Source organism: Cryobacterium sp. N21 (assembly GCF_002929575.1).
GTDB lineage: Bacteria > Actinomycetota > Actinomycetes > Actinomycetales > Microbacteriaceae > Cryobacterium > Cryobacterium flavum.
The window spans coordinates 1-22,777 of sequence record NZ_PJJQ01000034.1; the positions used below are offsets into that span (position 1 = coordinate 1).

The 22,777-nt window shown below is 66.7% G+C and carries 22 protein-coding genes; 13 read left to right on the forward strand and 9 right to left on the reverse strand.

Going from position 1 to position 22,777, the window contains the following annotated elements; genetic code table 11:
• Nucleotides 1-215: 215 nt before the first annotated feature.
• Complete coding sequence (locus CXY77_RS12175) at nt 216-1,070, reverse strand: RDD family protein (RefSeq protein WP_104130135.1); 855 nt, start codon at nt 1,068-1,070, stop codon at nt 216-218.
• Nucleotides 1,071-1,087: 17 nt separating this feature from the next.
• On the opposite strand from CXY77_RS12175, the gene CXY77_RS12180 reads away from it, so the two are divergent.
• Nucleotides 1,088-2,083 (forward strand): stage II sporulation protein M, encoded by a 996-nt coding sequence (locus tag CXY77_RS12180; protein ID WP_092340539.1) that lies wholly within the window; start codon nt 1,088-1,090, stop codon nt 2,081-2,083.
• Nucleotide 2,084: 1 nt separating this feature from the next.
• Here the strand turns inward: CXY77_RS12180 and CXY77_RS12185 are convergent, their stop codons facing one another.
• From CXY77_RS12185 to CXY77_RS12205, 5 genes are read right to left on the reverse strand one after another with little or no spacing between them, the layout of a single operon-like run.
• Complete coding sequence (locus CXY77_RS12185; protein WP_104089429.1) at nt 2,085-3,392, reverse strand: DUF58 domain-containing protein; 1,308 nt, start codon at nt 3,390-3,392, stop codon at nt 2,085-2,087.
• Nucleotides 3,393-3,394: 2 nt separating this feature from the next.
• Nucleotides 3,395-4,396, reverse strand: a complete 1,002-nt coding sequence (locus CXY77_RS12190; protein ID WP_104130136.1) for a MoxR family ATPase — start codon at nt 4,394-4,396, stop codon at nt 3,395-3,397.
• On the reverse strand, nt 4,393-5,700 hold the full coding sequence (locus CXY77_RS12195) for a DUF4350 domain-containing protein (RefSeq protein WP_174774948.1): 1,308 nt from the start codon (nt 5,698-5,700) through the stop codon (nt 4,393-4,395). Before CXY77_RS12195 ends, CXY77_RS12190 begins: the two co-directional genes overlap by 4 nt.
• Nucleotides 5,697-6,404 (reverse strand): DUF4129 domain-containing protein, encoded by a 708-nt coding sequence (locus CXY77_RS12200; RefSeq protein ID WP_104130137.1) that lies wholly within the window; start codon nt 6,402-6,404, stop codon nt 5,697-5,699. The genes CXY77_RS12195 and CXY77_RS12200 overlap by 4 nt, the downstream gene beginning before the upstream one ends.
• The gene (locus CXY77_RS12205; protein ID WP_104130138.1) at nt 6,401-7,582 is read right to left on the reverse strand and encodes a hypothetical protein; all 1,182 of its coding nucleotides are present in this window, start codon (nt 7,580-7,582) and stop codon (nt 6,401-6,403) included. The genes CXY77_RS12200 and CXY77_RS12205 overlap by 4 nt, the downstream gene beginning before the upstream one ends.
• Nucleotides 7,583-7,738: 156 nt before the next feature.
• Here CXY77_RS12205 and mtrA point away from each other — a divergent pair, with 156 nt between their 5' ends.
• The 6 genes from mtrA (at nt 7,739) to secA (ending at nt 16,360) form a co-directional block, all read left to right on the forward strand.
• On the forward strand, nt 7,739-8,419 hold the full coding sequence (gene mtrA, locus CXY77_RS12210; protein ID WP_092340544.1) for an MtrAB system response regulator MtrA: 681 nt from the start codon (nt 7,739-7,741) through the stop codon (nt 8,417-8,419).
• A 57-nt stretch (nt 8,420-8,476) separates the two neighbouring features.
• Nucleotides 8,477-10,117 carry an MtrAB system histidine kinase MtrB gene (mtrB, locus tag CXY77_RS12215; protein ID WP_199181919.1) on the forward strand — a complete coding sequence of 547 codons (1,641 nt, stop codon included), beginning with the start codon at nt 8,477-8,479 and terminating at the stop codon, nt 10,115-10,117.
• Complete coding sequence (locus CXY77_RS12220) at nt 10,110-11,807, forward strand: LpqB family beta-propeller domain-containing protein (protein ID WP_158252829.1); 1,698 nt, start codon at nt 10,110-10,112, stop codon at nt 11,805-11,807. The genes mtrB and CXY77_RS12220 overlap by 8 nt, the downstream gene beginning before the upstream one ends.
• 90 nt (nt 11,808-11,897) lie before the next feature.
• Entirely contained in the window at nt 11,898-12,599 is a 702-nt protein-coding gene (locus CXY77_RS12225; RefSeq protein ID WP_092340546.1) for a ComF family protein, read from the forward strand.
• Between the two features lie 111 nt (nt 12,600-12,710).
• Nucleotides 12,711-13,415 (forward strand): ribosome hibernation-promoting factor, HPF/YfiA family, encoded by a 705-nt coding sequence (gene hpf, locus CXY77_RS12230; protein WP_104089423.1) that lies wholly within the window; start codon nt 12,711-12,713, stop codon nt 13,413-13,415.
• A gap of 137 nt (nt 13,416-13,552) precedes the next feature.
• The gene (gene secA / locus CXY77_RS12235) at nt 13,553-16,360 is read left to right on the forward strand and encodes a preprotein translocase subunit SecA (protein WP_104130139.1); all 2,808 of its coding nucleotides are present in this window, start codon (nt 13,553-13,555) and stop codon (nt 16,358-16,360) included.
• Nucleotides 16,361-16,453: 93 nt separating this feature from the next.
• Here the strand turns inward: secA and CXY77_RS12240 are convergent, their stop codons facing one another.
• Nucleotides 16,454-16,909, reverse strand: a complete 456-nt coding sequence (locus tag CXY77_RS12240) for an Rv3235 family protein (protein WP_104130140.1) — start codon at nt 16,907-16,909, stop codon at nt 16,454-16,456.
• Between the two features lie 132 nt (nt 16,910-17,041).
• On the opposite strand from CXY77_RS12240, the gene CXY77_RS12245 reads away from it, so the two are divergent.
• The 5 genes from CXY77_RS12245 to CXY77_RS12265 all read left to right on the forward strand — a co-directional run bounded on the left by CXY77_RS12245 (nt 17,042) and on the right by CXY77_RS12265 (nt 21,127).
• Nucleotides 17,042-17,641, forward strand: a complete 600-nt coding sequence (locus tag CXY77_RS12245; RefSeq protein ID WP_104130141.1) for a hypothetical protein — start codon at nt 17,042-17,044, stop codon at nt 17,639-17,641.
• Nucleotides 17,642-17,729: 88 nt separating this feature from the next.
• On the forward strand, nt 17,730-18,365 hold the full coding sequence (locus tag CXY77_RS12250; RefSeq protein WP_092340551.1) for a hypothetical protein: 636 nt from the start codon (nt 17,730-17,732) through the stop codon (nt 18,363-18,365).
• Nucleotides 18,365-19,144 (forward strand): hypothetical protein, encoded by a 780-nt coding sequence (locus CXY77_RS12255; RefSeq protein ID WP_104130142.1) that lies wholly within the window; start codon nt 18,365-18,367, stop codon nt 19,142-19,144. The genes CXY77_RS12250 and CXY77_RS12255 overlap by 1 nt, the downstream gene beginning before the upstream one ends.
• Nucleotides 19,102-19,605: a hypothetical protein gene (locus CXY77_RS12260; RefSeq protein ID WP_140425525.1), complete on the forward strand. Its 504-nt coding sequence runs from the start codon at nt 19,102-19,104 to the stop codon at nt 19,603-19,605. The genes CXY77_RS12255 and CXY77_RS12260 overlap by 43 nt, the downstream gene beginning before the upstream one ends.
• A gap of 28 nt (nt 19,606-19,633) precedes the next feature.
• Nucleotides 19,634-21,127 carry a sensor histidine kinase gene (locus CXY77_RS12265; RefSeq protein WP_092340553.1) on the forward strand — a complete coding sequence of 498 codons (1,494 nt, stop codon included), beginning with the start codon at nt 19,634-19,636 and terminating at the stop codon, nt 21,125-21,127.
• A gap of 223 nt (nt 21,128-21,350) precedes the next feature.
• Here the strand turns inward: CXY77_RS12265 and CXY77_RS12270 are convergent, their stop codons facing one another.
• A complete protein-coding gene (locus CXY77_RS12270; RefSeq protein WP_035837005.1) occupies nt 21,351-21,599 on the reverse strand; it encodes a WhiB family transcriptional regulator in 249 nt (82 codons plus the stop codon).
• A 268-nt stretch (nt 21,600-21,867) separates the two neighbouring features.
• On the opposite strand from CXY77_RS12270, the gene CXY77_RS12275 reads away from it, so the two are divergent.
• Nucleotides 21,868-22,242, forward strand: a complete 375-nt coding sequence (locus CXY77_RS12275; protein ID WP_369831303.1) for a hypothetical protein — start codon at nt 21,868-21,870, stop codon at nt 22,240-22,242.
• A gap of 41 nt (nt 22,243-22,283) precedes the next feature.
• On the opposite strand, the gene bcp is transcribed toward CXY77_RS12275, so the two are convergent.
• Nucleotides 22,284-22,763 carry a thioredoxin-dependent thiol peroxidase gene (gene bcp / locus CXY77_RS12280; protein ID WP_104089415.1) on the reverse strand — a complete coding sequence of 160 codons (480 nt, stop codon included), beginning with the start codon at nt 22,761-22,763 and terminating at the stop codon, nt 22,284-22,286.
• Nucleotides 22,764-22,777: the final 14 nt, after the last annotated feature.

Below are 22,777 nucleotides of genomic sequence, written 5' to 3' on the forward strand. Positions count from 1 at the left end.
CGAATACCCCGACACCCCGCCCACAACGTAGACGCTGTGCGAGCTGCGACGTGCTCCAGCCGCGGTAAGAGCGGGCGTCTGCGAGCCGGGAGCTTACGGGACTGTGGCTATCTAGGAGGTCGTCCATCTGCTTGCTATAGCAAGCATCCTTTGCTTTGGCTCCCCATACTTAATGGGACGGGCCACGCAACCGGTGCTTTGCCCCTGTCGGTGAATCAGCGGTTGGGGAAGCCGTGGGGGAGACCGGTCAGAACGGGCGCGAGCCGGGCCAGACGCTCGCGCTCGAGGATGAGGGCGGTGTACTCACGTTCGCGGCGCACGGCGGCTACGCCGACGAGGAAATACTCGGCCGGAGCGTCAGGCAGCGGCCAGACGAAGGGGGCGACCTCGGCGGCGAGGGACTGAGCCAGATGTTCGCGGGTCACGGGGGTCAGATGGGACGACTGGCGCAGGTACTGGGCAACACGACGGGCGAGGCGGTCGGGCAGGCGCGCGATATCGACCGTCTGCGACCAGGGCAGCAAGGCGTCTGGTAGGGGGCGCGGGACCTCTTTATTGCGCTGCACACGTTCGTGCTGGCTGTAGGTACCGGCCAGCAGGTCGCCGAGGCGCTTGGAACGCCCATTGAGCAGGGCAGTGATGGCGGCGAGACCTCCGACGGTCATGATGATCTCGAGCACGCCGGTCAGGGCGCGAATGAACGCGTGACGCAGGGAGATCGCTCCGCCGTCGTCTCGTACGATGCGGGCGCCGATGGCGAACTTGCCAAGCGAGCGGCCGTGCGTGAGGGTTTCGACCAGGACCGGCACGACCACCAGCGAGAAGACGAGGGCAACAACGTTCAGTGCCTGGGTGAGCGCGGCGTCGGTATAGGCCGCGAAACTCAGATAGAAGCCCAGAAGAATGAGCAGGTACAGGGCCAGATAGGCGATCGCGTCGATGATCGCCCCGGCGCCGCGGAGGATGACGCTGGCCGGCCGCACGTCGAGCGCGACCGCCTCACCGGTGACGAGTTCATCGTCACTGTCAAAATCAGCGGCACGGTCGGTGGGACGCGCGGTCTCCTTCATGTCTACTATTGAACCAGATGGATCTCGACGCATATACGGCCGCGCACCGCGCCGACTGGGACCGCCTGACCGAGCTCGGTGCCCGGCGGGGTCTGTCCGGTGCCCAGTCGGATGAGCTGATCGAGCGATATCAGGCCGGGGCCACTCAGCTCTCCGCGATCAAATCGACCGCCGGCTCTACCCTGGAAGGCGACCGGCTGTCGGTCGGCCTGTCCCGCGCCCGGCTGCGCTTCACCGGCGTGAGCGTCAATGTGTTGGCGCAGCTTCCCCGGTTTTTCGTTGCCCAGCTCCCCGCGGCTTTATATCGGCTCCGCTGGCTCACCCTCGCGGTCGCCGTGGTCACGGTCGTCGTCGCTGGACTGTACGCCGTGTGGGCCTACAACGATCCAAGGGTCTTGGCCAACCTGGGAACAGAGGCGCAACTCGCGCAACTGGCCAACGAGGACTTCGTGGGGTATTACTCCGCGAACCCGGCGGCCTCCTTCGCCGGATTCGTCTCGACCAACAACGCCTGGATCGCCGCGCAGTGCATCGCCTTCGGCATCACCGGGGTCTACGTGCCATTCATCATTCTGCAGAACGCCATGAACCTCGGCACCACGGCCGCCATCATGTTCGCCTACGACAAGGGCGACGTGTTCTTTCTCTACATTGCTCCGCACGGGCTGCTCGAGCTCACGGCGATCTTCGTTGCGGCTGCCGGCGGACTGCTCATTTTCTGGGCCTGGATCGCCCCCGGCGCACGTACCCGAGGTCAGGCACTCGCCGAAGACGGCCGAGCGCTGTTCACCGTGGCGATCGGACTGGTGTTCGTGCTGTTGGTGTCGGGCATTATTGAGGGCTTCGTCACCTCGCAGCCCTGGCCGTGGCCGATCAAGATCGGCATCGGAGCGGTGGCGCTCGGCGCGTTCCTGTTCTACATGATCGTGGTCGGCGGGCGCGCAAGCAGGGCCGGAGAAACCGGCGACCTCAGTGAGTTCGAAGCGGGGAGTACGCGCATTTACAGCGCGTGAGTCAGAGCCGCCCGGCCGCCTTCAGCGCGATGTAGCGGTCAGCCAGGGCGGGCGGAAGCTGCGCGGGGGAGGCGGTGACGACATCCGCTCCCAGCTGGCGGATGGCGGCCGACACGCGCGCCACGTCGAGCAGGGCCCGCTCAGCGGCCGCCGCGCGGTAGATCTCGTCGCGTCCGCCGCGGGTGGCCGCCGCGAGCACGGTAGCTGGGTCGAGCACGGAGGCCACGACCACCGTGTGCCGCTTGGTGAGCTGCGGCAGCACCGACAGCAGCCCGGTCGACGCTCCCGCAGCGTCGATGGAGGTGAGGAGCACGACCAGGGCATGCTGGCTCGTGACCGCGCGCACCTGGCCGGGAACGGCCGCCCAGTCCATTTCGATGAGCTCCGGGTCGATCAGCGCCATGGAATCGACCATCTGCGACAGCAGGGCCGCGCCGGTCGCTCCCTGCACCCGGCCGCGCACCCGGCGGTCGAAGGCGAGAAAGTCAACCCGGTCGCCGGCCACCGAGGTGAGGGCTGCGAGCAGCAGGGCCGCTTCGAAGGCGGTGTCCAGCCGGGGCTCGTTGTCGACGCGGGCTGCGGACGTGCGGCCGGTGTCGAGCAGAATCACGATCCGACGGTCGCGCTCCGGCCGCCAGGTGCGCACCATGACGTCGCCCCGCCGGGCCGTGGCCCGCCAGTCGATCGAGCGCACATCGTCACCGCGCACATATTCGCGCAGCGAGTCGAACTCGGTGCCCTGCCCGCGCACCATCACGCTCGTGCGTCCGTCGAGCTCCTTGAGTCGTGCGATACGGGAGGGCAGGTGTTTGCGGGCGTGAAACGGCGGCAGAACCCGGATGCGCCCCGGCGCGTTCAGTGTCGCCTGACGGTTCCACAAACCCAGCGGCCCCAGGGAGCGCACCGTCACCTGTTCGACCCGGCGCTCCCCCCGCCGAAACGGAGTGAGCGTCAGCGAGACCAGCCGCCGTTCGCCGCGCACAATCACCACCCGGCCGCGCACGAGGCCGGCACCCGCCGACGGCTGCCAGGCATCCCGCACCACGGCGTTCAGGCGCCGACGACCGGTATTCGTCAGGTACAACTCGCTCGTGGCCGATTCGCCGAGGCGAACGCGGGCGGGCAGCATCCGTTCGACCGAAACGGCGCGCGGCGACGCGGCCAGCGCCAGGTCGAGACTGCCGAGCAGAAGCACGAAGACCAGCCAGAGGGCGAGCACGCCGGCCGCCGCCTCCACGGAGGGCCCGAACAGCACGATGGGCACCGCGCCGAGGGCGAGGAGAAGAACGAACCGTCCGCTGAGCGTCATCGTTAGATCGGAACCTGAACCTGCTGCAGCACTCCGCGCAGAATCGCATCGACCGAGACGCCTTCGAGTTCGGCTTCGGGGCGCAGCTGCACACGGTGCCGCCAGACCGGCAGCGCCATGGCCTGCACGTGGTCGGGGGTGATCGAGTCGTAGCCGCTCAGCCAGGCCCACGCCTTGGTAGCGGCGAGCAGGGCGGTCGTGCCGCGAGGGCTGACCCCGAGCTTGACCGAGGGGCTCGTGCGGGTGGCGCGGGCCAGGTCCACGATGTAGGCGAGCACATCGGCGCTCGACCTGACCCGAGCGACGGCATCCTGCGCCGCGGCGAGTTCGGCCGCGCCGAGAACCGCGCTCACACCGGCACCGGCCAGATCGCGCGGATTGAAGCCGGCCGCGTGGCGGCGCAGCACCTCGATCTCATCGACCCGCTGAGGCACTTCGAGCACGAGCTTGAGCAGAAACCGGTCGAGCTGTGCCTCGGGCAGCGTATAAGTGCCCTCGTATTCGATCGGGTTCATGGTCGCCGCCACGATGAACGGCTCTGGCAGCTTCAGCGACTCGCCGTCGACGCTGACCTGACGCTCCTCCATCGCCTCGAGCAGCGCGGACTGCGTCTTCGGCGGCGTGCGGTTGATCTCGTCGGCGAGGCAGATGTTCGTGAATACCGGCCCCTGCCGAAACTCGAATTCGCCGGCCTTGGTGTCGTAAATGAGCGACCCGGTCACGTCGCCGGGCATCAGGTCGGGCGTGAACTGGATTCGTTTGGTGTCGAGACTGAGTGCGTGGCTGAGGGTGCGCACGAGCAGGGTTTTCGCTACGCCCGGCACGCCCTCGAGCAGCACGTGGCCGCGCGCGAGCAGCGCGATGATCAGCCCGGTGACCGCGCCGTCCTGCCCGACGACGGCCTTGCCGACCTCGGTGCGCACCCGGTTGAGGGCGGCCCGCAGCGCGGCGGCATCCGCTGCGTTGGTCGGCGCGGTGTCGATCTGATCAGTGGGAGTCGTCATGGGTCCATTCTCTCGGCTGGAGGGGGGAAGATTTCAGAAGAAGCGGATGCCGGCGCCCCGGCCCGCACGGCCTGGCTGGTCGCCGTTTCGAGGGCCTGCAGGGCGACTCCGAGCTCCATCAGCTGGGCATCGGAGACGGGGATGGCACCCACGAGAACCCGGCGAACCTCGTCGGGGGCGCGGCCGGTGATAAGCGCCACCGTGGCGATGACCTCGTCCAGGTGGGCGAGCCGGCCGAGGCCGACGGTTCGGGCGAGGCGTTGCACGGCGCCCACGCGCAGGGCGTCGATCGCCCGCAGGCGGGCGTTACTGCGCGCATAGAGTCGGGCTCGACCCTCCAAAGTCTCGCTCGCCTTCACCGTGACCGGCAGATTCTCGGCTACGAGCGGCCCGAAGCGCCGGCCGCGCCAGACTGCGGCGGCGACGCCGACGAGCGCGAGCAGCATGAGCACCGGGGTGACCCAGCCGGGCGTCAGGTCGGCGAGTGAGGGTGGCCCCGTGCGGGGCAGGTCGGCCAGGGTCGGCAGGTACCAGACCAGCGAGTCGCTCGGCCCGAGCAGGCCGAGGGCGAACGCCGCATTGCCGTAGCCGGTCACGTTCTCGTTGTTGAACACGCGCGGGTCGGGCACAAGCGAGACGAGGTCGCCGGTTAGTTCGTTCTGCACCTGCACCAGCGAGAAGGTGTCGGTGCCGCTCGGAAAGCAGCCGGTGACCAGCGGATGCTCGCCCTGCGGAATCGACAGGGTGTCGCCGCCCGGCACCAGCTCCCCGGCCCGGCTTGCGGCCGGAACCGAGCAGTCGGCCGTCAGCGTCTCCGCATCGGAGACACCGCCGAAGCCCACGGTGGGCGCCAGCGCCTGCAACGCCAAGAAATCCGGTGCAACGACCACCGTGCGCGCGGCGAGGTCGCCGAGTTCGCTCAGCTGCGACTGGTCGAGGTAGCTGTTCTCGTCATAGAGCAGCACGGTGGAATCCGCGCCGACCGCCCCGCGCACCTCGGCCAGGGAACCGGCCAGAGTCACGGTGACGCCCTGCTGGCGAAGCACTTCGACCAGGGCCATCGACCCGGCCGGAGCCGCGTTGTCCCCGGCCAGTGCCCTGCCGGCAGCCTGGCTGCCACCCGAGACGAGCACGGCGATGATGGCGATGGCCAGTATGCAGGCAGCGGCGATCACCCAGAACGAGGAGCGGCGAAGCAGCGCGCGCAGGGTCGGCGTTGCCACGGTCGTGGCGCTCGCAGGGCCACCACCGGCGCGGGCGCCGGGCGCAGCGGCATCCTCTGGAGACGTCAGCGTCGCGCTCATGACCGACCCGCCTCGGCCAGCGGGGTCAGCACGACGGGCATCGCAGAGCGCAACTCGGCCTCGAGCGCGGCCAGAGCGCGATAGTCGGGCTCGGTGCCGGCCTGCTCCAGATAGCGCACCCGGTCGAAGGTATCGGCGGCGAGAGCCAGGGCCGGGCCATGCACCGGAAAGACCTGCCGGGCTCGGGTGACGAAATCGTGCGCGGTCGTGCCGGGCGAGACAGCGAGCACCGTGCGTTCGGCGAGGCCGCGGGCCAGGGCGCGAAAAATTTCCTCGCAGGCCAGGCTCCAGTCGCCTGCGCTCGCCGCTGCCTCGGCGGCCGTGCGCATCTCGGCGCTGCTGCGCTGGTCGATCGTGCCGAACAGGTCGAGAGCGGCGCGGCGTCGCCTGGCCAACCTGGGGGCGCCGAACAGCAGCCAGCCGGCCACAAGCGCCGCGAGCACAAGCACGACCGCGACAATCGGCAGCCAGTCTTTCAAATTGCCGTCGCCGCTGATGGTCAGGGACTGGAGCCAGTCCAAAAAGGCCTGGGACGCCCGGTCGAACCAGGTGGGCCGGGCGGCGGCGTACGGGGCTTTGGCGAGTTCCTCGCGAAGCCACTGGCGGGCCTCTGGCGCGTCGGGAACCACCGGTACATCACGCGGCACGCCGAACGTGATGCGGTCAACCAGCGATCCGAGCTGCGCCAGGCCCAGAGCCGTCATGCCGCCGGATACCCCGTGCCGGGAGCGGTCGATACCAGATACGGGTCGGGAACATCGCCGCCCTGCGCCGCCGATTCCACGTAGCGCGCCAGCTCGAGGTCGAGCCCCTCCTTGCGCATGCGCAGGTCGAGGTAGATCAGCGCTATGGCCGCCGACTGCACGACGGCCGCCACTGCGGCCACCGGAATAGCGATGATCAGGCTGAGGGCGGTGATGATGTAGGTCGTCTCGTCGGTGAATGCCCCGTTCGGGTCGATCAGCGACGCGCCGATTCCCATGAGCAGTGATACGGGCGTGGTAATGATCTGGGTGATCACCTGCACGATCAGGCCGATTAGCAGCAGTACGCCCAGGGTGCGCCAGAAGTAGCCGCGAGTGAGTGACCAGGATCGAACAACGGATGCCCGCACGCCCAGTTTCTCCAGCACGATCAGGCTCGGCACGACACTGGTTTTGGCGTACAGGAACGCGCTCACGGCCGCGAGCAGCAGGCCGCCGAAGATGCCGACCAGAACGCCGGCCACGAATCCGGCGGTACCGCCGACGCTGATCAGCGCCACGACAATGCCGGCGATCACGGCCACGCCGATGAAGAGTGCCACGGTCAACAGCACGGTCCACAGCACCAGCGGCCAGAGACGGGTCGCCGCTGTGCGCCACAGTGCGCCGAGCCGTAGTTTCTCGCCGAGGGTCGCGCGGGCCACTTCGAGCACGATGACGGCCTGCAGCAGGGCCGAAGCGATGAGTGACAGGGCGATTGGGATGATGGCGGACAGTGCGCCGGCCAGTAACGAGCCGGCGGTGACGGCATCCTTTTGGTCGAGCGGGGCGCTGTCGATGCGGTCGATGGCCCAGAACGTGACGAGCCCGACAATGACCACGGTGATGAGCATGATCGCGGCCTGCACGATCAGACCGCTGCCGAAGGTTGCCTTCGGATTGCGGCGCAAGACCTGGAACGACGCGCCAAGCAGCGTACCGAATCCGATCGGTCTCAGTGGAATCAGCCCCGGCTTGGGCGGGGGCGCCCAGCCCTGCCCGGGGGCGCCGCCCGGGTACGGGCCGCCCGGGTACGAACCGTACGGATGCGGTGCGCTCTGATCGGGCGAGACGGGCGGCGCGAACCCCCCGTAGCGCGGTGCAACGGGGGCGTCGGGGGCTTGCCAGGGGTCTGTCACCATTCAATGCTGGCACAGGTCGATCAAGAAATGCGCTCAGAGGCACTCTGTCAGCGCGCTCAGCTACTCTTATGCCAGACTTTGCCCTACTCATCGGGCAATCTGCTGAGCGAACCACATCAGAACACACGTGACTGACGTTCTGGAAAGAGACCCATGACTGCACGAATTTTGGTTATCGATGACGATACCGCCCTGTCCGAGATGATCGGCATCGTTTTGCACGGCGAAGGCTTCAATCCGGGGTTCTGCGCCGATGGGTCCCTCGCCCTCGAGACGTTTCGCACCGAGAAGCCCGACCTGGTATTGCTCGACCTCATGCTGCCCGGCCTCGACGGGATCGAAGTGTGTCGGCTGATCCGCGCAGAATCGGGGGTCCCGATCATCATGCTCACCGCGCGGTCCGACACCACCGACGTGGTCAAGGGTCTCGAGTCCGGCGCCGACGACTACATGGTGAAGCCGTTCAACCCCAAGGAATTGGTCGCCCGCATTCGCACGCGCCTGCGCCCGCCCGCCGCCGACGGTGCCCTCGCCCTGCACATCGGTGACCTCGTTGTGAACGCGGTCGGCCACGAAGTCACCCGCGGAACGGCCGCGATCAATCTGACCCCGCTCGAATTCGACCTGCTGCTCGCCCTGGCGTCCAAACCCCAGCAGGTTTTCACCCGCGAGATGCTGCTGGAACAGGTCTGGGGCTACCACTACAAGGCGGACACCCGGCTGGTGAACGTGCACGTGCAGCGGCTGCGCGCCAAGGTCGAGCATGACCCCGACAATCCGAAGATCGTCATGACGGTGCGCGGTGTCGGCTATCGCGCCGGCACGGTCAGCTAGAGAACTACAACCGCCCATGTGCGCCCGGCGATTCCCGCAGAAACGGTTTCTCAAACCGTGCCCCAGCTGACCTATTGGAGCAGGCCGCGTAACTGGCCGAGGCTGGTGCGCGCGTCGTGGCGTTCCTCCCTGCAATTTCGTACGGTGACGATCTCGGTCGCGCTGTCCGGGCTGGCGATTCTGGTGGTGGGCGTCTACATGTCGGTCAGCATCGGCAACGACCTGTTTCAATCACGACTCAGCCAGGTGCTGCTCGAATCCGACCGTGCCACCAGCTCCGCGCAGAGCCTGTTCGATTCCTCCGATGCCACCGACCGGGTGCAGGTGCAGAACCTGCTCAGCTCGGCCCGCACCTCGATCTCGGCCGCCTCCTCGAGCCGGCTGGTCGCCGTGCTACGGGTGCCTGGGCAGGATCCGTCGACCGTCGCGCCGCTCGACTCCTCGACGTTCGGGCAATCCACCGGTGTGATCGGCACCGACCTGCGCACCGAGGTGCAGGCCAACGACGGCGATCAGTTCTGGCAGTCGGTCACCCTGACCGGTGAGGATGCCACGACCATTCCCGGCATCGTGGTCGGGTCGCAGATCACGGTTCCGGTGGCCGGCCGCTATGAGCTGTACATCGCGTACAGCCTGCAGGATGCCGAAGCGACGCTCCTGTTCGTACAGCAGACCCTCGGGGTGGCCGGTGTCACCCTCGTGCTGCTGATCGGGGCCGTATCGTGGATCGTCGTGCGCTTCGTCGTCACGCCGCTGCGCGTGGCCGCCGAGACGAGCCAGAAGCTGGCCTCCGGTGACCTGGAAGTACGCATTCCCGAGAAGGGTGAAGACGTCATCGCCACGCTTGCCCGTTCGTTCAACGGTATGGCCGACAGCCTGCAGAGCCAGATTCGTGAGCTCGCCGACCTGTCCGAAGTGCAGCAACGCTTTGTATCGGATGTCTCGCACGAATTGCGAACGCCGCTCACGACCATCCGCTTGGCCGGCGATGTGCTGTACGACCAGCGGGCGACTTTTCCGCCGGCCACCAGCCGCACCGCCGAGCTGCTGCACACCCAGGTCGAACGGTTTGAGCTGCTGCTGAGCGACCTTCTCGAAATCAGCCGCTACGACGCCGGGTCGGTGGAGTTGGAAAGTGAACCGACCAATCTGGTCTACCTCGCCGAGGATGCCATCGACAGCCTCCGCTCCCTCGCCGAGACCAAGGGCAGCGACCTGCGACTTCTCGCCCCCGGCGGGTACCTGAACGCCGACGTCGATCCGCGGCGCATCCGTCGGGTGCTGCACAACCTCATCGGCAACGCCATCGAGCACGGTGAGGGCAAACCCGTCGTGGTCTCGGTCGACAGCGACGCGAACGCGGTGGCGCTCGCCGTGCGTGACTACGGGCTCGGCATGAGCCAGGCCGAGGTCGCGCACGTGTTCGACCGGTTTTGGCGTGCTGATCCCTCACGCCAACGCACGATCGGCGGGACCGGACTGGGGCTGGCCATCTCGCGCGAAGACGCGAGCGTACACAACGGCTGGCTGCAGGTCTGGTCGAGCCCCGGCGACGGGTCGTGTTTTCGCCTGACTCTGCCGCGCACGGCCGGCGCCATGCTCGAATCGTCCCCGATCCCGCTGCCGCCCGACGACGCCACGGCCGCGCTGGGCGAAATCGGGCATGTGCCCGGAATCGGCGGGGGCCAGCATGAGTAGTCGCAGTTCAGCCTGGCGCGTCGTTCCGGCGCTGCTCGTAGCGGTCAGTCTCGCCGTCGGTCTCGGCGGCTGCACCGGCATACCGCGCGACGGCGTGGTGCACGCCGGCAATGACATCGCGCCCGACGACAATCCGGCGCCGGTCTTTCTGCCCGCACTACCGCAAAAGGATGCTTCGGTCGAGTCCATCCTGCGCGGATTCATCGACGCCTCCTCCAGCCCGGAGAACAACTACGACATCGCCCGCCAGTTTCTGGCTCCGGCGTTTCAATCCAGTTGGGATCCTACTGCGGGCGTCACCGTCGACAACGGTTCAGGGCGCACCCTGACCGTCATCGACGACGCCACCACCCTCGTGGCCGTCACGCCGATCGCCGAAGTAGACCAGTCCGGGGAATACCGCGAGGTCGACGCGAGCCCGGTACCGTTGCGCTATGAATTTGCGCAGATCGGCGGCCAGTGGCGCATCAGCGCGGCCCCAAACGGCACCGTGATCGATGAGAACACCTTCAATGACGTGTTCAGCGCCCAGCCGGTCTACTTCTACGACCCGGGATTTCGGTTTCTGGTGCCGGACCTGCGCTGGTTTCCGCGCGGGGCATCCGCTCCGACCAAACTGGTCAATGCCGTCCTGAACGGACCGAGCGCCTGGCTGACCGGCGCCGTGGCCACGGCGTTTCCGGAAGGCTCCAAGCTCACCGCCGACGCCGTGCAGGTCGTCGGGCGGCAGGCCATGGTCGACCTGAACAGCGAAGCCCTCAACGCCGATCGGCAGACCCTGCAGCGTATGAAAGCCCAACTGGCGGCGAGCCTGCCGACGGGCCTGACCGTCGAAATCACCATCGACCAGAACTCCCAGGCCATCACTGATCTGGAGTCCGGCGCTCCGCTCGTGGATCCGCGCGTGGATGCCAGGGCGCTCGTGCTGCGCGGCGACGAGTTCGGTTTTCTCGCCGCGACCGGGCAGAGCGTCACCCCGCTCGACGGTTTGTCTGACGCCATCGCCCAGCTGGCCCCGACCGCCGTGACGCTCGCTTCGGGGCAGGGATCGGCTGCTGTACTGGCCAGCGACGGCGTATACCTCGTGCGGGCCGGCGACGACCCTCAACTGCTCGATACGCGTGCCGGACTGCTCGCACCCTCGATCGACAACGACCGCTTCGTCTGGTCAGTGCCGGCCAACGATCCGAGCGCACTGGTCGTCTATGGCCCGTCGGGGGAGGCGACCGTACTGCCGACGCCGTGGCCGGAGGCCACGTCTATCTCGTCGCTGAAGGTGTCCAGAGACGGCGCCCGACTGATCGCGCTGCTCGGCACCGGTTCCGAGACCCGATTCGTGGTCGCCTCCATCATTCGCACCGGCGTTGTGCCGACCGGCATCGGCGCGCCCGTGCTGCTGGCATCGGGCGGCGGGGTCGGCCAGGGCGCCACCTGGATCAACGAGTTGACCGTCGCATCGCTCAGCCTGCTGCCCAGTGGCGAGGCCCGCATCGTCGCCCAACAGATCGGCGGCGTCAGTACCGTTTTGGAATCCCCGGTCAGCAGCCGGTTCATCGTCGGCAGCAACTCGGTGCGCGACCTGCGAGCCCTCACCGACACCGGCAGCCTCGAGGTGCAACGCGGAGCGGGCTGGCAGGCCCGCATCGGAGACGTGACCCTGCTCGCCACCCAGCAAGGCCTCGGCGGCTAGCTTCTCCTCCCCAGCGGGCGTCCAGGTCCGTTTGTGCACCGCTGGCGAAGTCGCACAGTCCCCACCGGCATCCCGCGGCACACTGAGGCCATGAGTAGACAGCTGCGCGATCGACTGGCCGCCGCCGGCCGCGACGCCTGGGCCACGCTGCTGCCGACCGAGTGCAGCGGCTGCGGTGCCGTCGACCGTGCCCTGTGCGCGAGCTGCCGGCTGGCGCTGGCGCCCGCCGTGCACGCGGTCACCCGCGACGACGCCCTCATCTGGGCCGCTCTGACTTATGCGGGTTCTGCCCGCCACGTGATCGCCGCCTACAAAGACGGCGGTCGAACGGATGCCGCCGCCGCGCTCGCCGCGCCGCTGCGAGCGGCCATCGTGGCCGCGCTCGTCGCCGTGCCAAACCTGACCGAGCCGAATCAGCCCGGGAGCCCGCGCGACATCCACCTGGTCACCATTCCGTCGTCCCGCCTGGCCTGGCGCGTACGCGGCTACCACCCGGTCGACGCCCTGCTGCGCCGGGCCGGCCTGCACTCATCCCCGGTGCTCGTGCAGCGCACCGAGGCCCTCGACCAGGTGGGTCTCGGCCGGGCGGCGAGGGCCTCGAACAAGAACAACAGTCTTGTCGCCCGGCATCCGCTCGACGGGGTGTCGGTGATCCTCGTCGACGACATTGTGACGACCGGCGCGACCCTGCTCGAGGCGCGGCGTGCCGTGTTCGCTGCGGGCGGTATCGTCGTCGGTCTGGCCGCACTGGCGGAAACACGGCGTCTGCTCCCCGCGCACAACCCTCCTTAGGCAAACTGATGGATAAATACTGTGACTTATCTGACCGTCACGGCTACGGTGGAGACAAAGGCGCGTAATGATCGCCCAGTTGTCGGGCGGTCCGCCAAACTGGAGGTCGTCATGGAAACTAACATCGTCGGACGCAACCTTGGGATCACTGATCGCTTCCGGGATTACGCGACGGAGAAGGCCGAGAAAATTGCCCTCCTCGCCGAGAAGGCCGTCGCGCTCGAGATTAAGGTCAGCCGCCACCACGAGAAGAACGGCGCTGCCGTCGGCAACGACCGGGTCGAACTCACCCTGATCGGCAAAGGTCCGCTGGTGCGGGCCGAAGCAGACGGATCCGACAAGTACGCCGCCTTCGACGTGGCGCTGGGTCGTCTGCTCGAACGCGTTCGTCGCGCCAAAGACCGCAAGAAGGTGCACCGCGGCGGGGCCCACCGTCCTACCTCGCTGCACGAGGCATCCGCTGTGGGATTCAGCGTCATCGACATCACCCCCGCCAACCCCGAAACGCTCGAGCGGGTGCGCACCGGCGCGATCCCGATTGTGCAAGCGGATGCCCCAGAAGCCTCCGCCGAGGAGGAATACTGCCCCGTCGTCATCCGTCGCAAGGTGTTCGCGGCTGCTCCCATGTCCGTCGACGATGCCCTCTACTTCATGGAGCTCGTCGGCCATGACTTCTACCTGTTCCAGGACATCGAGACGAAGCGTCCCAGCGTGGTCTACCGCCGCAAGGGCTGGGACTATGGGGTCATTGAGCTCGACGGTTCGTCGAGCGAGTTGCAGGAGGCTGTGCCCGTTGCCAGCGGGCGTGCCAACTGACCAACTAGCATTGCCTTAGCCGCCGACCAGGTCGGTGCTCTGGCATCTGCCAGACGAGAGGTGCAGGCTTGTGCTGCAGAAGTCCGATTGGGCTGCCGCAGTGCGAGCCTGCACCGTTTGACTAGTGGAGTACATTCGTGGCGTCAATTCTTGAAAAGGTTCTTCGTGTTGGTGAAGGCCGCGTTCTGCGCCGCCTCGAAAACTATGCGAAAGCCATCAACGCGCTGGAAGAAGACTTCCATGAGCTCACCGACGACGAGCTGAAAAACGAAACCGTCACCCTGCGGGAACGGTATTCCAACGGCGAATCGCTCGATGACCTGCTGCCGGAGGCCTTCGCCGCCGTGCGCGAGGCCAGCACGCGCACCCTCGGACTGCGTCACTTCGACGTGCAGCTCATGGGCGGAGCAGCCCTGCACCTCGGCAACATCGCCGAGATGAAGACCGGTGAGGGCAAGACCCTCGTCGCCACCACCGCGGCGTATCTCAACGCGATCAGCAGCCGCGGCGTGCACGTCATCACGGTCAACGACTACCTCGCGAGCTACCAGAGCGAGCTCATGGGGCGCGTCTTTCGCGCCCTCGGCATGACGACCGGATGCATCCTCTCCGGCCAGACTCCGGCGCAGCGTCGCGAAATGTATGCCGCCGACATCACCTACGGCACCAACAACGAGTTCGGTTTCGACTACCTGCGCGACAACATGGCGTGGCAGGCCAGCGACATGGTGCAGCGCGGCCACTACTTCGCCATCGTCGACGAGGTCGACTCGATCCTCATCGACGAGGCCCGTACCCCGCTGATCATCTCCGGGCCGGCATCCGGTGAAGCGAACCGCTGGTTCAACGAGTTCGCCAGCCTGGCCAAGCGTCTCATTGCCGACGAAGACTTCGAGGTCGACGAGAAGAAGCGCACCATCGGTGTGCTCGAACCCGGCATCGAAAAGGTCGAGGACTACCTCGGCATCGACAACCTCTACGAGTCGGCCAACACGCCGCTGATCTCCTTCTTGAACAACGCCATCAAGGCGAATGCCCTGTTCAAGAAAGACAAGGACTACGTCGTCATGAACGGCGAGGTGCTCATCGTCGACGAGCACACCGGCCGTATCCTCATGGGCCGCCGCTACAACGAAGGCATCCACCAGGCGATCGAGGCCAAGGAGGGGGTCGCGGTCAAGGCCGAGAACCAGACCCTGGCCACGGTCACCCTGCAGAACTACTTCCGCCTGTACGCGAAGATCTCCGGAATGACCGGAACGGCCGAGACCGAAGCCGCCGAGTTCATGAGCACCTACAAGCTTGGCGTGGTGGCCATCCCCACCAACAAGCCGATGCAGCGCATCGACCAGTCCGACCTGATCTACAAGAACGAAGAGTCCAAGTTTCGTCAGGTCGTCGAGGACATCGTCGAACGACACGAAGCGGGACAGCCGGTTCTGGTCGGCACGACCAGCGTTGAGAAAAGCGAGTACCTGTCGCGCCTGCTCGCCAAGAAGGGCGTGCGTCACGAGGTGCTCAACGCGAAGAACCACGCCCGTGAAGCTGCGATCGTCGCGCAGGCCGGTCGACTCGGTTCGGTGACCGTCGCCACCAACATGGCCGGTCGTGGTACCGACGTGATGCTCGGCGGCAACGCCGAATTCCTCGCCGTTGCCGAGATGAACGCCAAGGGCCTCAGCCCGGTCGAAACCCCCGACGAGTACGAACTCGCCTGGGACGACGTGTTCACCGCGGTCAAGACCAACGTCACCGAAGAGGCCGAGAAGGTGATCGCCGCCGGCGGTCTTTACGTGCTCGGTACCGAACGGCACGAATCACGCCGCATCGACAACCAGCTGCGCGGGCGCAGCGGACGTCAGGGAGACCCGGGCGAGAGCCGCTTCTACCTCTCGCTCACCGACGACCTCATGCGCCTGTTCAACGCCGGTGCCGCCGAGGCCCTCATGGGCCGCCAGGGCGTGCCAGACGACATGGCGATCGAATCCAAGGTGGTCAGCCGCGCCATCCGCAGTGCCCAGTCCCAGGTCGAGGGTCGCAACGCCGAGATCCGCAAGAACGTGCTCAAGTACGACGACGTTCTCAACCGTCAGCGCGAGGCCATCTACGGAGACCGCAGGCACATCCTCGAGGGTGACGACCTGCACGAACGCACCCAGACCTTCCTCACCAACGTCATCGACGAGGTGCTCGATGTGCACGCCGGCGACGGCAACGGTGACGACTGGGACTTCGATGCAATGTGGACCGAGCTCAAAACGCTCTACCCGGTGGGACTGACCATCGATGAGGTCGTCTCCGAGGCCGGCGACAAGGGCAAGATCAACCGCGACTTCATGCGCCGGGAGATTCTCTCTGATGCCAAGCTGGCCTATTCGCGCCGGGAAGTGAGCCTCGGAGCCCCGGCCATGCGCGAACTGGAGCGCCGTGTCGTTCTCTCGGTGATCGACCGTCGCTGGCGGGACCACCTCTACGAGATGGACTACCTGAAAGACGGTATCGGACTGCGCGCCATGGCTCAGCGCGACCCGCTGGTGGAATACCAGCGCGAAGGTTTCGCCATGTTCCAGCAGATGATGGGTCAGATTCGCGAGGAGACCGTCGGGTTCCTGTTCAACCTCGACGTTGAGGTGACTGCTGGGGCCGGTGCTGTCGCCGGGCCGGTCGTCGCTGCCAAGGGACTCACACCGGCCGACGCTCCGGAGGAGAAGCTCAGCTACACCGCACCGAGTGACTCAGGCGGAGTCGAGGTGCGCAACCAGCGCGGCCAGATTCAGCAGGCAGCCACTGACCGGGCCCGGCGCTCGGCCACCGTCGGGGCCAGCGACGACGAACCGGCCGAAGCAGCTGGCCCTCCTCAGCGCGGAGCGTTCGGGCAGAAAACCGAGGGTGCAGCCCCGGTGAACCGGGCCGAACGCCGATCGCAGGGTAAGAAGAACAGCTAGACCCCACGCCAGCACATCGACGTGCGCCCGTCCGGCGGCGCGCGGCGATGTGCGTGGGTGGGGCATCCGTCTGCTGGCCGGGCGGTCCTGGCCTCACAGGACGACGAGTACAGTAGCTCTCCAGCGCTGGTCCAGGGCTTCCAGCTGCAAGGAGACGACGTGCGCGCGGCGTTTGTCGTACACCACGATCACCGCGTTGAAACCGCCGGTCTCGGTCGGCCAGGTTTTGACCTGATCGATCCACAGTCTCGGCCGCTCCGCGACGATTCCCGTGATGGCTCTGGCACGAGAGGCGATCGTCACACGGATGTGAAGATGGGCGTAGACGTCGTCGGTGACCCATCGCGCGAGCTGCTCGAGGTCTCTGGCTCCGGCGATGGCCTCGATGGCCCGCAGTGCGAGGGCGCGCAGGAGCTGTTCTGTTTCGTGCCCGTGCGCTGGCCCGATTGGTCTCGGGCCGGCACCGCGCGGGCTGACTGCGCGCTGGTCGACGCGGGGCGCCAACGGGTTGACCTGCAGACGGGCAGACCCGGAACCAGATGACGTCATTGTTCCTCCTGATATCGAACGTGCAACTCTTGTGGCGCAAAACCTAAGCAGTTTGATCGCTGCACTGTCGAGCGCTTAAAGAGCCTGTGCACAACCCGAGCGAGAACGCTCGGCGTCGGCTACTTTCAACGTGTGCGCTGGGATGATCTGTTTGACGACCTCGAAGGGCAACTCGAACGCGAGCTGCACGCCGAGGCCACTGACCTGCGCCTGCAGGAGGAACGTACGCGGTTGGAAAAGCTCTCCCTGCGCACCCGGTTGAGTAACGTGGTGCGATCGGCCGGCCTCGGAGGCACACTGCAACTGCGAATCGTACTGGTGTCCGGTGAGACCCTCTCGGTTCGACCGACGACGCTGGGCCGGGACTGGCTCGCGGCGGACCTGCCCGGCACCGCCAATGGGCGGGCTCAGTGCGTGATCCCGCTTTCGGCCGTCGCCGGGGTAGTGCTCAGCGCGGAGCAGAGCCTGGTCTCGCTCGCGGTCGAGTCAGAATCCACCGGAAAGCTCATCGAACGCGTCGGTTTTCCCTTTGTGCTGCGGGACCTGTGCCGGCGGCGGCGCTTCGTGGAACTCGACACTCGCGGTGGTGTCCTGGCCGGAACCATCGACCGGGTGGCGCGTGACCATCTCGATCTGGCGGTGCATCCGCTCGGAACGCTGCGCCGCGCGCCGGAGATTCTGCACTACCGTCTCGTGCCGTTCTGGCAGATTCACGTTATTCGGCTCTGCTAGTTGTGGATAACTTTTTCACGACTTAGCGAAGTCGGGCACGATAGGGCCAATGCACCATCGGAATCGATTCAGAGAAGCGAGGTAACGGATGAAAACACCCCGTCCCACACGCACGCGCCGCCGCTTCTGGGTTGACCCCCGATTCATCATCGGGCTGGTGCTGGTCGCTGCTTCGATAGCGGGGGTCGGCGCGATTGTCGCCGGCACTGATCGCACTACGGCGGTCTATACCGCACGGCACACACTGACCGTCGGTGACCAGCTGAGGGCGGCCGACCTCGTTGAAACTCGGGTGCAGCTCGGCGGCGCGGCCGACCTGTATCTGGTTCCGTCGACCGGCTTGAAGGGTGGGCTGCTCGTCACGCAGACGATCCTGACCGGTGAACTGGTGGCCCGGTCAGCGGTCGGGGAATCGTCGGGGAGCGATGTGACCAGTGTCGTCGTCGACGTTCCCGGTCGACTGGCCGCCTCGATCGCGGCAGGTTCGGTCGTCGACATCTGGTCGGCGCGGGCGACCGGGCCGAGTGAGTACGCGCCGCCGACGATTCTCGTGGGGCAGGCTGTCGTCGTGCGGATCGTCGAACCGACCGGCATCATTGCCGCCTCCAGTGGGCAATCCGTGGAAATGCTCGTGCCGAAGGCCAACGTGGGCGCGGTGCTGGAGGCCATCATGAACGGCGATGCCCTCGCGATCGTTCCCGTGAACACCCCGGTGGTGCCCTGATGGCCCGGCTCGCGCTCGTGCTCGACCGAGCGACCGAGCAGCGCATGCTGGCCGACATCATTGATTGTGGGCACAGCGTGGTCACTCGCGTGGATACCGCCCGGGAGTTCCTTGAGACGCTGTCCCATGGGCAACCCCACGTCGTGGTCGTCAGTGGTCGCCGGGAATCCCTGACCGGCCAGTTGATCGCCGCCTGCGACGAGCGCGGCATTCGCGTTGTCGCCCTGACCGCGACGGAATTGGAGCGGCGGCACGCCGGCACCCTGGGCCTCTACGAAACTGTCGCGATACCCTGCGATTGGTCGGAGATTGAAGATTTGCTGGTGTCGGGGGTTGTCGTTCCGTTGCGGGTGGGGGAGCGGCACTTCACCGGCGGCGCACTCAATACCGGCTCGGTGATCGCGGTGTGGGGCCCGGCCGGCGCGCCGGGGCGCACGACACTGGCCATCAACATCGCGGCCGAAATCGCAGCGGCCGGTCACACCGTCGTGTTGGCCGACGTCGATACCTACAGCGCCTCGATCGCTCCGAGCCTGGGCATGCTCGACGAAGCGCCCGGCTTTGCCGCTGCCTGTCGTTTGGCCGGCAGCGACAGTTTGAACCAATCAGAGCTTGAACGTATCGCGCAACGCTACAACTCGCCCAAGGGTGCCTTCTGGGTGCTCACCGGCCGGAACTGTCGACCGAACGGGTCACCCGCACCATCGACGCCTTGCGGCACTGGGTGGACTACGTCGTGCTGGACACCGGGTTCAGTCTGGAAAGCGATGAAGAGCTGACCAGCGACATGTTGGCACCCCGGCGCAACGCGGCCACCGTCACGGCCCTGCGGGTGGCCGACCACGTCGTGGCCTGTGGGCTGGCCGACCCGGTCGGGATGGCCCGGTTTCTGCGCGCTTGGAGTGACCTCACCGAGGTGATCGGCAGCAGCACGGTCAGCGTCGTGATGAACCAGGTGCGGGCGAGCGCGGTCGGGCTGAATCCGCGCGGGCAGGTCGCGGCAATGCTGCTGCGCTTTGGCGGCATCGAATCGCCCATTCTGGTGCCGCACGATCAGGGCGCCCTCGACGCTGCGGTCTTGACCGGCCGCAGCCTGCGGGACGCGAGCCCGAAGTCGTCAGCTCGAGCGAGCATCCGTCGGTTTGTACTGGAGGACCTCATCGTGGTTCCAGCCAGGGAATCAGAACGGATGCCGCGGCGGGTCAGGTGGCGCGGCCGTAAGGCCGCCCCGGCCACGTAACCCGTTGGATACACCTAGGCTATGGAGAGTGTCGACGCTCAGTGATCTCGTACTTGCCCAGGGCCGCAGCAGCGCGGAAGATGTGGACTGGCTCCACATGCTGGTCGCGGATGGCCAGCTGCTGGCCGACCTCGCCTTCGCGGATATCGTCGTGTGGGTTCCGACAACGTCTGAGAGTTTCGTCGCGGTCGCACACGCGCGCCCGTCGAGTGCCGCCACGCTGTTCTACCGGGACTTCGTCGGCCAGCACATCAAAGCGGAGTGGCGCAACCAGGTCACCGAAGCCTTTGAGACGGCGAAGATCGTCGACCGCGACGCTCCGGACTGGTACGAGGAGACTCCCACCCGGGTGCGGGCCATCCCGGTGTTGCGCCGGCTGAGCACGACCGGTGCTGAAGTGACCGCTGCTCCGGTTGCGGTGCTCACCCGCCACACCAACCTGAGTGAAGCGCGCACGCCGAGCCGTCAGGAGCTCACCTTCAACGACTGCGCGAACGACCTGTTCGCCATGATCGCCTCTGGCGATTTTCCCGACCTCGGTGCCCCGACCGGGCCGCGCCGTGGCGCGCCGCGCGCGTCGGACGGCCTGCTGCGACTCGATGTCGACGGCCTCACCACCTTTGCCAGCCCGAACGCGCTCTCCGCATTCAACCGGATGGGTTTCGCGGAGGAACTCGAGGGAGAGTCGCTCGCCGAGGTCACTACGAGTCTGCTCACCGGCACCGCTGTGGTCGACGAGTCCCTGCCGCTCGTCGTGACCGGGCGGGCGCCCTGGCGCACCGACATCGAGGCGCGCGGGGTCACCGTGTCGCTCCGAGCCATTCCCATTCGCAACCGGGGCGAACGCATCGGCGCGATCATTTTGTCCAGGGACGTGACCGAGCTGCGGCACCAGGAACGTGAGCTCATCACCAAGGATGCCACCATCCGGGAGATCCACCACCGGGTGAAGAACAACCTGCAGACCGTGGCCTCGCTGCTGCGCATCCAGGCCCGGCGTACCCAATCCGACCGGGCACGCGAGGCGCTGACCCAGGCGATGCGGCGGGTTGCGGCCATCGCCGTGGTGCACGACACCCTGTCGGAGGGGCTCAGCCAGATCGTCGACTTCGACGCCGTCTTTGAACGGGTGCTGCTGTTGACGGTGGAGGTGGCATCCGCTCACAACACCACGGTGCACCCGAAGTCGTTCGGCAGCTTCGGAACCCTGCCGAGCGCGTACGCGACGCCGCTCGCGCTCGTGCTCACCGAACTCGTCACGAACGCGGTCGAGCACGGCCTCGCCGGGCGGGAGGGCGAGGTCTCGATCGAGGCGCAGCGCAGCGACGAGACCCTCACGGTGATGGTGCGCGACACCGGTGCCGGGCTTCCGGAGGGCAAGGTCGGCTCCGGGCTCGGCACGCAGATCGTGCGCACCCTCATTCAGGGCGAGCTGGGCGGCACCATCGACTGGCACACCATGATGGGCAGCGGCACCGAGGTCACGATCGAGATCCCCCTGCGCTTCATGCAGGAGGGCTAGCTCCCTCCTGTCGCGCGGGTTTCTGCGCGAATTTCTGGACGGGGCCCAGGCCCCGTCCATGGGCCCAGTTTATAAACTGGGACCATGTTCATAAGGTGGGCCCGGCGAGCGGATGCACCGGGGCGCGGCGCGCGACGGCTCGCCGGGCACAAAAAAGCGAGCCCTCGGCCTTCCGGGAGTACCGGATGGCCGCAGGCTCGCGTTCTGTAGTTGTGCTGGCTCGCTAGGAAGCGCGGCGCGCGCGTGCGGCGCGACGCTTGAGTGCGCGGCGCTCGTCTTCGCTCAGGCCGCCCCAGACTCCCGAGTCCTGGCCGGTCTCGAGTGCGTACTGAAGGCACACCTCGGTGACGTTGCATCGGGCGCACACCGACTTTGCCTTCTCGATCTGGTCCACAGCGGGTCCAGTGTTGCCGACCGGAAAGAAAAGTTCCGGGTCAGCGGTGAGGCAGGCAGCTTTATCGCGCCAGTCCATAGGGATGCTCCTTTTATTACATGGGTGCACGGCCGATTGGCCAGAGTTGCAGGGGTGATAGCCGGTTGCAGGAAAGTGGGATCTGCGCGATAACCGCGTTGAAACAGCTCACGTCCCTGTGAGCGTCAACCGGGCCTCAAATATCGTCCCATAATAGAGGTATCAAATCAATAGTTTTGTATGGCTTTTCGCTGTGAACAGCGGCTCTGGTGCAGGGCGCCCAGCCTGGATTAACCTCCGGGCACTTCGACGCGCCCCAATGTTGGGGGTGCTGATCGCGCTCCTCGCCGCGGAAGCACTCGCCCTGTGGGCCTTCAGCGCCTGGTGGGTGCTCGAACTGCTCATCGCCACCCCGAACTCCGTCGGAGCCTCGCTGGCCCTGTTAGCCCTCACCGTGGTCGCTGCCGTATGGGTCAGCGCGATCACCGTCGGGGCGCTCCGCCGCCGTCCGTGGATTCGCGGCGCCGCCGTGACCTGGCAGCTCGTGCAGGTCATGATCGCTATCGGCTGTTTTCAGGGCATCTACGCCCGACCCGACGTCGGCTGGGCGCTGCTGGCCCCCTCGGTCGTCGTGCTCGTGCTGGTTTTCAACCCGCGTGTGGTCGCCGCCACCAGTCACGAACCCGAGCCCGAAGCCGACTGACACCGCTCAAGCTGCAGCAGCCTCGGGCCGTGACGACCAGATCAGGCGTCGATGCCGAGCTTTTTGCGCAGGCTCGCGACGTGGCCGGTGGCCTTGACGTTGTAGAGGGCGTGGGTGATGATTCCGGCCTCATCGAGCACGAAGGTAGACCGCAGCACGCCGGTCACGAGCTTGCCGTAGAGGTTCTTCTCTCCCCAGGCACCGTAGGCGCGGTGAACCTCAAGGTCGGTGTCACTTAGCAGCGGAAAATTCACCGCGTCGTGCTCCTGAAACTTCTTGAGCTTGGCCGGAGCATCCTTCGACAGGCCGAGCACCTGGTAGCCGGCTGATTTGAGCGACCCGAGGTTATCGCGAAAGTCGCAGGCCTGGGTGGTGCAGCCGGGGGTCATGGCGGCCGGATAAAAATACACGACGATCTTGCTGCCGGCGAAGTCCGCCAGCGAAACGGATGCCCCGTCCTGGTCGGTCAGGGTGAACTGGGGGGCTGTGTCGCCGACTGCAAGGCGTGCTGAATCCGTCATGCCTCCATCGTATC

Coding starts and splice junctions, on each gene's coding strand:
- CXY77_RS12175 (WP_104130135.1), bottom strand. CDS start 1,070: ATGAAGGAGACCGCGCGTCCCACCGACCGTGCCGCTGATTTTGACAGT.
- CXY77_RS12180 (WP_092340539.1), top strand. CDS start 1,088: ATGGATCTCGACGCATATACGGCCGCGCACCGCGCCGACTGGGACCGC.
- CXY77_RS12185 (WP_104089429.1), bottom strand. CDS start 3,392: ATGACGCTCAGCGGACGGTTCGTTCTTCTCCTCGCCCTCGGCGCGGTG.
- CXY77_RS12190 (WP_104130136.1), bottom strand. CDS start 4,396: ATGACGACTCCCACTGATCAGATCGACACCGCGCCGACCAACGCAGCG.
- CXY77_RS12195 (WP_174774948.1), bottom strand. CDS start 5,700: ATGAGCGCGACGCTGACGTCTCCAGAGGATGCCGCTGCGCCCGGCGCC.
- CXY77_RS12200 (WP_104130137.1), bottom strand. CDS start 6,404: ATGACGGCTCTGGGCCTGGCGCAGCTCGGATCGCTGGTTGACCGCATC.
- mtrA (WP_092340544.1), top strand. CDS start 7,739: ATGACTGCACGAATTTTGGTTATCGATGACGATACCGCCCTGTCCGAG.
- CXY77_RS12220 (WP_158252829.1), top strand. CDS start 10,110: ATGAGTAGTCGCAGTTCAGCCTGGCGCGTCGTTCCGGCGCTGCTCGTA.
- CXY77_RS12225 (WP_092340546.1), top strand. CDS start 11,898: ATGAGTAGACAGCTGCGCGATCGACTGGCCGCCGCCGGCCGCGACGCC.
- hpf (WP_104089423.1), top strand. CDS start 12,711: ATGGAAACTAACATCGTCGGACGCAACCTTGGGATCACTGATCGCTTC.
- CXY77_RS12240 (WP_104130140.1), bottom strand. CDS start 16,909: ATGACGTCATCTGGTTCCGGGTCTGCCCGTCTGCAGGTCAACCCGTTG.
- CXY77_RS12250 (WP_092340551.1), top strand. CDS start 17,730: ATGAAAACACCCCGTCCCACACGCACGCGCCGCCGCTTCTGGGTTGAC.
- CXY77_RS12255 (WP_104130142.1), top strand. CDS start 18,365: ATGGCCCGGCTCGCGCTCGTGCTCGACCGAGCGACCGAGCAGCGCATG.
- CXY77_RS12270 (WP_035837005.1), bottom strand. CDS start 21,599: ATGGACTGGCGCGATAAAGCTGCCTGCCTCACCGCTGACCCGGAACTT.
- bcp (WP_104089415.1), bottom strand. CDS start 22,763: ATGACGGATTCAGCACGCCTTGCAGTCGGCGACACAGCCCCCCAGTTC.